The organism is Mesorhizobium sp. M7D.F.Ca.US.004.03.1.1, assembly GCF_003998635.1.
Classification (GTDB): domain Bacteria; phylum Pseudomonadota; class Alphaproteobacteria; order Rhizobiales; family Rhizobiaceae; genus Mesorhizobium; species Mesorhizobium loti.
Map to the genome: position 1 here is coordinate 1 of NZ_RZQG01000887.1, position 2,396 is coordinate 2,396.

The window sequence follows — 2,396 nt, forward strand, 5'->3', positions numbered from 1 at the left end:
GCCTTGCGCTGAGAGTTCGGAGATGACTGCTTTTCTCAAGATGGCAATGAGGTTGCCGATCTCCGTTCTGGACTCTTCGGCAAGCGGCTTGAGCAGCGCCTGCTGGCGCGAGGCAAAGACCGAGGACAGGCCGATGCCATAGGCCGACAGCAGGCCGGAGAAGGGATGGATCAGCACCGCCTCCATGCCGAGCGCGTCGGCGACCAGGCAGGCGTGCTGGCCGCCAGCGCCACCGAAACAGTTCAGGAGATATTCGGTGACATCATAGCCGCGCTGGACGGAAATCTTCTTGATGGCGTTGGCCATATTCTCAACGGCAATGGTGACGAACCCTTCGGCGACAGCCTCGGGCGTACGGCTGTCGCCGATTTCGGCGGCCAGCACGGCGAATTTTGACCGCACCGTCTCGACATCGAGCGGCTGGTCCTGGCCGGGTCCGAAAATGGCCGGGAAGAAATCGGGCTGCAGCTTGCCCAGCATGACATTGGCATCGGTGACGGCGAGCGGGCCGCCGCGCCGGTAGGCGGCAGGGCCGGGATTGGCGCCTGCGGAATCCGGCCCGGCACGGAAGCGGCCGGCCTCGTAGTGCAGGATCGAGCCACCGCCGGCTGCGACAGTATGAATTCGCATCATCGGCGCGCGGATACGCACGCCGGCGACTTCGGTGTCGAAGGCACGTTCGTATTCGCCGTCATAGTGGGCGACGTCGGTGGAGGTGCCGCCCATGTCGAAGCCGATGACCTTGTTGAAGCCGGCGAGCTTCGCCGTCTCGACCATGCCGACAACACCGCCGGCCGGCCCGGACAGCAGCGCGTCCTTGCCCTGGAACATGTCGGCGGCGGTGAGGCCGCCCGACGACATCATGAACATGAGATGAGGTTGGTGCGGTCCCTCGGCGGCAGTGCTGGCGCCGCTTCCAACAATCCCCAACTCTCCCGCCACCCTTTGCACATATCGCGACAGGATCGGCGACAGATAGGCGTCGACCACCGTGGTGTCACCGCGGCCGACCAGTTTGATCAGCGGCGAGACCTCATGGCTGACCGAGACCTGGCCGAAACCAAGTTTGCGGCAGACCTTTGCCACCGCCTTCTCGTGGTCGGGGTATTTCCAGGCATGCATGAAGACGATGGCCACGGCGTCGATGCCATCGGCCCTGGCCTGTTCGATCGCCGGCCGGCAGGCGGCGATGTCGAGCAATTGTTCGACGCAGCCGTCTGCGCGCACGCGCTCGTTGATTTCGATGACGCGCTCGTAGAGCTGCTCGGGAAGGATGATCTCCTTGGCGAAGATGTCCGGGCGCGCCTGGTAGGCGATCTTCAGCGCATCGCGAAAGCCCTTGGTGATGAGCAAAAGCACGCGGTCACCCTTGCGCTCCAGCAGCGCATTGGTGGCGACCGTGGTGCCCATCTTGATGTCGCCGATCAGGCCGGGCGGGATCGCGTCGCCAGCGGACAGGCCGAGCAGGTCGCGAATGCCCTGGATGGCGGCATCGGTATAGGCTTCGGGATTTTCGGAGAGAAGCTTGCGGGGATGCAGCCCGCCCTGCGGGTCGCGGCCGATGACATCGGTGAACGTGCCGCCGCGGTCGATCCAGAAATCCCACTTCGTGGTCATGCGGCATGCTCCCGGCATTTTGTCGATGCAATCTGTTAGTTCGCAATGGCTTGGCCGGCAACGGCCATGCGCATGATGTTACATGCGGACACGCAACGTTACGAAACTCATGGCTATCTAATGCATTTCCTCTTCGAGCGTTCACTGGAACGTGAGCGTCTGTTGAAGGAGAGATGATATGAAAAAGCTCATTCTTGCGTCCGTTTCCGCGCTGGCCTTGCTTGGCGTTGCCGCCTGCAGTGACAGCGGCACGGATAACACCACCACCCAGAGTACCAACCCGCCGGCCGCCGAACAGCCGATGAAGCCGGCTACCCCGGAGGCCACGCCGCCGGCCGCGACGCCTCCGGCAACGGATAACTCGACCACGAAGAGCATCACACCCGAGAAGCCTGCCGAGCCGGCTCCGGCAACACCAGCTCCTGCGCCCGCGCAGTAGTCAGTAACGCAGTACTTCGTGTGATGAATGAGAAAGGCCGGCTCACGTCGGCCTTTTTCATGCTGTCCGCGCATTGGCCGCAGCAGGCCTGCGGCACTGTCCCGGCTTGATAGCAAGGGGCGGTGGCTCTAAGAAGCAGGCCATGTCGATTTGGGATCGCCTCGGCGAATTCATCACCCGCGTTTCATCTTCAGCCTCATCGGGTGTCGCCGATGTCGTCGAGGCCGTGCGCACGGTTTTCTCCGGCGATGCGGATTTGCGCCGGCGTGTCGCCTTCTCGGTGGCGATGATCGCGCTGTCGGCCAAGATGGCCAAGGCCGATGGCATCGTCACCCAGGAT

The 2,396-nt window shown here is 63.3% G+C and carries 2 protein-coding genes and 1 pseudogene; 2 read left to right on the forward strand and 1 reads right to left on the reverse strand.

The features are described 5' to 3' along the window. On the reverse strand, window positions 1–1,617 hold a 1,617-nt coding region (locus EN935_RS31370), incomplete at its 3' end, for a hydantoinase/oxoprolinase family protein (RefSeq protein WP_281040372.1). 178 nt (window positions 1,618–1,795) lie between these two features. Here EN935_RS31370 and EN935_RS31375 point away from each other — a divergent pair. Continuing rightward, on the forward strand, window positions 1,796–2,056 hold the full coding sequence (locus tag EN935_RS31375; RefSeq protein WP_109668284.1) for a hypothetical protein: 261 nt from the start codon (window positions 1,796–1,798) through the stop codon (window positions 2,054–2,056). A 142-nt stretch (window positions 2,057–2,198) separates the two neighbouring features. Then, window positions 2,199–2,396, forward strand: a pseudogene (locus EN935_RS31380) (molecular chaperone DjiA); the annotation flags it as partial.